This is a genomic window from Henriciella aquimarina, from assembly GCF_002088975.1.
GTDB lineage: Bacteria > Pseudomonadota > Alphaproteobacteria > Caulobacterales > Hyphomonadaceae > Henriciella > Henriciella aquimarina.
The window spans coordinates 1-5,524 of the sequence record NZ_NCST01000055.1 but is presented as its reverse complement, the minus strand read 5'-3'; the positions used below and the strand labels follow the sequence as shown (position 1 = coordinate 5,524).

The following is a 5,524-nucleotide window of genomic DNA, read 5'->3' as shown; positions in this document are numbered from 1 at the left end:
GAATTCCGGCGGGCTGTTGACCGCGTCCACGGCGATCAGCCGGCCGCCCTTCAGATAGAAGGCCGCGAACTTCTTCGCCTGCGGGTCGCCGCGCACCACGACCGTGTCATGGCCCATGGAGAGGCCGGCGATCTGCAGCTTCACGTCATACTGGTCTGACCAGAACCACGGGCAGTCGAGCTTCGGGCGCTCTCGGCCCATGATGGCGGCCGCCGCCAGCTTGCCCTGCTCGATGGCGTTGTGGACGCTTTCGAGCCGCCCCGTGCGGGCATAATGGGCCAGCGGACGCACCGTGCAGTCGCCCGCGGCAAAGACATGCGGGTCGGAGGTGCGCGCGTCTTCGTCGACGATGATCCCGTCGCGCACCGGCAGGCCGGACGCTTCGGCGAGCTCGACATTCGGCAGGATGCCGATGCCGGTCAGCACCATGTCGGCTTCGATCGCCTCGCCGCCCGCGAGCACCGCATGGGTGACCTTGCCATCCTCGCCAACGAGCTTGTCGAGCCGCGCGCCGAGCCGGATATCGACGCCGTGTTCCTTGTGCAGGTCCTGGTAGAATTCGGAAATGACGGGGCTGGTGACCCGCGAGAGCACGCGCTCGGCCATTTCCAGCACGGTGACCTCGAGGCCGAGCTGGCGCGCCACGGCGGCCGCCTCGAGCCCGATATAGCCCGCCCCGACAATGACCAGCTTCTGGCCGTCCATCATTTTTGGCTGGATATGCTCGACATCGGCCAGGGTGCGCAGGTCGAAGACATTCTTCAGTTCCGCCCCCTCGACCGGCACGGGCCGCGGGCGCGAGCCGGTGGCGATGATCAGCGCGTCATAAGCCAGGTGGCCGCCATGTTCGAGATGCACCTCGCGCGCCGAACGGTCGATCGACTCCACGCGCTGGGAAAGCAGCGTCTCGACCTTGTTGTCCTCATACCAGGCGGCAGGCTTGAAATAGAGCCGTTCCTCGCCGAGCTCGCCCTTCATGTAGGCCTTCGACAGCGGCGGGCGCTGATAGGGCAGCGCCGCCTCGTCGCCGACCAGGGTGATCGCGCCTTCATAGCCGAACAGCCGCAGCGACTGCACCGCCTGCGCACCCGCCTGACCACCGCCGATCACGACAATCCGTTCTGAATTCGACAGGTCCAAACCTGTTCTCCTCCCTGTTCTACCAACTTTCATGACGCAGGCGTCACGATTTTTCAAGACATGCCCTTGCGCGATATCAGCGCAGCCCCCTCATGGGAAGCCCGAAGGCTTGACCCGCCGCCTGTCCCGTCACATGCCAGACAGGGCAAAAATCCGCAAAGAGGACAAGCGAATTCCCGTGCCAGACCTGCCAGACCGCATGATCGACCTCCTGCACGCGCGTGCCGGTAAGCTCACCAAGGGCGAGAGCCTGACGCCGCCTGTCGTCAATGCCGCGAAATACGCCCTGCCCGGCGCGCCCGAGCATGCCTTCCCCTATGGCCGCTTCGACAATCCGACTTGGGCGAGCGTCGAAACCGCACTCGGCATCCTCGAAGACGCGGAGGCCGTCTGCTTTCCCTCCGGCATGGCCGCCGTCACCGCCGCGATCATGGCGAGCCTGAAACCGAAAGCGAAGCTGCTGCTGCCGTCGGATGGCTATTACACCGTCCGCGTCCTGATGGCGGAGTTCTTCCGCCAGCACGAGATTGAGGTCACCGAAGTCCCGACTGCGGAGATGGGCGATCAGGATGTCTCCGGCTACGACCTTGTCTGGCTCGAAACCCCGTCCAATCCCGGCCTCGATGTTTGCGACATCGCCGCTATCGCCGCCCGCGTCCATGAGAGCGGCGGCCTCGTCATTGCCGATAACACCACCGCCACGCCACTGCTGCAGCCGGTGCTCGATCTCGGCGCCGATCTCGCTGTCTCCTCCGACACCAAGGCGCTGACCGGCCATTCCGACGTCCTGTTCGGCCATGTTGCGGGCCGGGACGAGGCGCTGATGGAACGCGTGCGCAACTGGCGCAAGCTGTCGGGCTCCACGCCCGGCCCGGCGGAAGCCTATCTCGCCTATCGCGGACTGATGACGCTGGAGCTGCGCCTGCAGCGCATGTGCGACAGCGCCGAAACGCTCGCCAATCTCTTCTACACCCATAGGGCCGTCACGGCGGTGCGCTATCCCGGTCTCGCCGACGACGCCGCCTTCAAGACCGCCTCGAAACAGATGGCCCGGCCCGGCTTCATCATCGGCGTCGAATTTGCCGACGCCGCCACCGCCGACCGCTTCATCGACGATTGCCCGGCCATCTTCCACGCCACCAGCTTTGGCGGCATCCAGACCAGCGGCGAGCGCCGCGCGCGCTGGGGCGACGCTGTGCCGGAGGGCTATGTCCGCCTCTCGGTCGGCTGCGAACCGGCAGACCCGCTCGTCGCCGCCATCCGCAAGACGCTGGACAGCCTTGCATGAGCTTTCTCGAGATCCATCTCGCCGACGAGGCGGCCACCGCCCGGCTCGCCAGGCGGCTGGCCCCGCACCTCAAGCCCGGTGACGTGATCGCCCTGCGCGGCGGCCTCGGCGCCGGCAAGACGACCTTTGCGCGCGCTCTGATCTCGGTTCTGGCCGGGCAGGAAACCGAAGTGCCCAGCCCGACCTATACGCTGGTCCAGACCTATGACACGCCGGGCCTGCCGGTCTTTCATTTCGACCTCTACCGGCTCGACCACCCCGACGAGGTGATGGAGCTTGGCTGGGAGGAGACGATGGACGGCCTCGCGCTGATCGAATGGCCGGACAAGGCGGGCGCACATCTGCCTCAATGGCGCCTTGATCTGACGCTTGAACAAACCGTGGATGGCCGCACGGCAAGACTGGAAGCCCGCGGCGAAGACTGGCAGGCTCGCTTGCATGGGATTTGACGCAGACCGCGACTTTCAGATCGAGGCGTTCCTCGCCCGTGAGGGCTGGGGCGATGCCCGGCTGGCCTGGCTCGGCCAGGATGCCTCGACGCGCCGCTATGGCCGGCTGACACGCCCCTCCGGCGAGACGGCCCTGCTGATGGACGCCCCGCTTGTCGAGGACGATCCGTGCACACCGGCGCTGACCGATGCCGAGCGTCTGGCCGGGGGCTGGAACAAGCAGTCGCGTCTCGCCGCCTCGCGCGTCGAGGCGTTTGCCGCGATCGGCGGCTGGCTGAAGGCGCATGGCTTCAGCGCCCCGGAAATCTATACAGGCGACCCGGCCCTGGGCCTCGCCGTCATCGAGGATTTCGGCACGCTGAAAGAGTTTGCCCGCCTGATCGAACAGGGCGCCGACGAGATGACGCTCTACACGGCTGCGGCCTCGGCGCTCGCCGATCTGCATGCGCAGGAACGCCCCGCCGTGCTCGAAGGGCTGGGCTGCGAATGGCCGCTTCTGGCCTTCGACGACCTCGCCCTGCGGGTCAACAGTGACCTCTTCGCCGACTGGCTGCCGCGGCTCGACGCCCGCATGAAGATGACGGATGCGACCCGCGCGCGGTGGGAGAGCGAACGCGACGCGCTGATCGATCAGGCCCGCACCTTCCCGCGCGAACTGACCCTGCGCGACTATCATGCCGAAAACCTGATCTGGCTGCCCGAGCGCGAAGGCCGCGCCCGCATCGGCCTGCTGGATTTCCAGGACGCCGTTATCGGCTGGGATGCCTGGGACATGGCGATGCTGGTTCAGGATGCGCGCCGCGAGGTGACGCCCGAGGCGCAGGCCGGCGCGATCCGCGCCTATCTGGAGCGCTCCGGCAAGGCCGAGGAGGATTTCCTCGAACGCCTGTCCGTCATCGGTACGCTGAACGCCCTGCGCATCACCGGCATCTTCTCGCGCCTCATCCACCGCGACGGCAAGGATCGCTACAACCTCTTCCTGCCGCGCCAGAAAAAGCTGCTCGCGCGCAACCTGCAGCACCCGGCCGCCGCCGGCATGGCCGCCTTCGTGCGCGATGTGGCGCCGTTCATTTTCGAGGAGGGGTGAGGCTTGGCTTGTTTTGTTCTGATCAGCCCCACCCCGACCCTCCCCGCAAGCGGGGAGGGGGCGCATCCGGGCCGGCTTGTGCGACACTTCCATCCTCGGCCTGACGCCATCCCCTCCCCTCTGGGGAGGGTCAGGGTGGGGCCGCCACCCTTCACGTCTCTCAACAAGGTCACTCCCTGATGGCGACAATGCCTGACACCGCCATGATCCTGGCTGCCGGGCTCGGCACGCGCATGCGCCCGCTGACCGACGACACGGCAAAGCCCCTGATCGAGGTCGCCGGCAAGCGGCTGATGGACTGGCAGGTGAAACCCCTGATCGAGGCCGGCGTGAAGCGCCTCGTCGTCAACACGCACTGGTGCGCCGACCAGGTCGAGGCGCATGCCAAGGGCTATGACGACGTCGAGGTCCTCTTCTCCGACGAGCGCGATGAAGTTCTCGAAACAGGCGGCGCGCTCGCCAAGGCCGCCCCGCTGCTGGGCGAGGCCCCGGTCTTCGTCGTCAACACCGATGCCTTCTGGGCGCCGAACGATGCCGGACCGCTGCAGGCGCTGGCCGCCGCCTATGATCCGGCGAAAATGGACGAGCTCCTGTTGCTCGCCGACAAGGAACGCTGTCTCGGCTTTGGCGGCGCGGGGGACTTTTTCCGCGCCGGGGACGGCACGATCAGCCATCGCGGCGAAGCCAGTGAGGCGCCCTGGGCCTATGCCGGCCTGCGCATTGTCAATCCGGCCCTGTACGCAAAGTTCGACCCGGAACCCTTCTCGGCGTTCCGCATCTGGTCGGGCCTCCTGGAACAAGGGCGCATGCATGGCGTCCCGCTGGAGCGCTTCTGGCTGCATGTCGGCGACCCGCAGGCGCTGAAGGATGCGAATATGTGGCTATGGTCGCACGGCAAATGAGCGGGCCCGGCCTTTTCGCTGACGGCGCGCCGAAGCTTCGCACCATCCCGCCCGGCGCCAATTTCCTGAAGGCGCTGGCACGCGCGCTCGCCGAAGAGAAAGGGCTGGCCGAGCGCCCCGACGCGCTCGCCGACGACCTGATCTATGTGCCCAACCGCCGCTCGGCCCGCGCCCTGGCGCTTGCCCTGTTCGAAGCCGCTGGCGGCACATCCATCCTGATGCCGGACATCCGGCCCCTCGGCGACCTGGAAACCGAAGAGCCGCCGCCCGGCGTGGAAGCCGCGCTCGCCGAACTGCCGCCGGCGGTCTCCAATGCCGAACGGCTGGGCCGGCTCGCCGTGCTGGTGAGCGCCTATTATGCGAAGCTCGGCCAGACCATCCCGCCCGCCTCGGCGCTGTCGGCGGCGCGCGAACTCGCCCGCCTGCTCGACCAGGCCGCCCTGTCCGGCGAGGTGGACTGGGCCCGGCTCGACACGCTCGTCTCCGACCGCCAGCTCGCCGAGCACTGGGAAAAGTCCGTCACCTTCCTCGACATCATCACCAGCCAGTGGCCGGAAGAGCTGGAACGCAATGCGCGGATGGACCCGTATGCCCGCCGGCTGGCGGCTGCCGAGGCAATGGCCGCCCACTGGCAGACGGAACCGCCCAAGGGCGATGT

5 protein-coding genes and 1 pseudogene are annotated in these 5,524 nt (G+C 67.4%); 5 read left to right on the top strand and 1 reads right to left on the bottom strand.

The window, feature by feature from the left end; genetic code table 11:
* On the bottom strand, positions 1-1,140 hold a 1,140-nt coding region (locus B8784_RS07955), incomplete at its 3' end, for an NAD(P)/FAD-dependent oxidoreductase (RefSeq protein ID WP_233356024.1).
* Positions 1,141-1,318: 178 nt separating this feature from the next.
* Between B8784_RS07955 and B8784_RS07950 the strand changes: the two genes are divergently transcribed.
* The 5 genes and pseudogenes from B8784_RS07950 to B8784_RS07930 all read left to right on the top strand — a co-directional run.
* On the top strand, positions 1,319-2,428 hold the full coding sequence (locus B8784_RS07950) for a cystathionine gamma-lyase (RefSeq protein ID WP_233356023.1): 1,110 nt from the start codon (positions 1,319-1,321) through the stop codon (positions 2,426-2,428).
* A complete protein-coding gene (gene tsaE, locus B8784_RS07945; RefSeq protein WP_084397191.1) occupies positions 2,425-2,877 on the top strand; it encodes a tRNA (adenosine(37)-N6)-threonylcarbamoyltransferase complex ATPase subunit type 1 TsaE in 453 nt (150 codons plus the stop codon). The genes B8784_RS07950 and tsaE overlap by 4 nt, the downstream gene beginning before the upstream one ends.
* Positions 2,867-3,964, top strand: a complete 1,098-nt coding sequence (locus B8784_RS07940) for an aminoglycoside phosphotransferase family protein (RefSeq protein WP_084397189.1) — start codon at positions 2,867-2,869, stop codon at positions 3,962-3,964. Before tsaE ends, B8784_RS07940 begins: the two co-directional genes overlap by 11 nt.
* A 179-nt stretch (positions 3,965-4,143) precedes the next feature.
* The gene (locus tag B8784_RS07935) at positions 4,144-4,866 is read left to right on the top strand and encodes a nucleotidyltransferase family protein (protein WP_233356022.1); all 723 of its coding nucleotides are present in this window, start codon (positions 4,144-4,146) and stop codon (positions 4,864-4,866) included.
* Positions 4,863-5,524, top strand: a pseudogene (locus B8784_RS07930) (double-strand break repair protein AddB); the annotation flags it as partial. The gene B8784_RS07935 and the pseudogene B8784_RS07930, both read left to right, overlap by 4 nt.

Bases quoted from the DNA above. Each gene is read 5' to 3' on its own strand.
- tsaE (WP_084397191.1), top strand. From the start codon at position 2,425: ATGAGCTTTCTCGAGATCCATCTCGCCGACGAGGCGGCCACCGCCCGG.
- B8784_RS07940 (WP_084397189.1), top strand. From the start codon at position 2,867: ATGGGATTTGACGCAGACCGCGACTTTCAGATCGAGGCGTTCCTCGCC.
- B8784_RS07935 (WP_233356022.1), top strand. From the start codon at position 4,144: ATGGCGACAATGCCTGACACCGCCATGATCCTGGCTGCCGGGCTCGGC.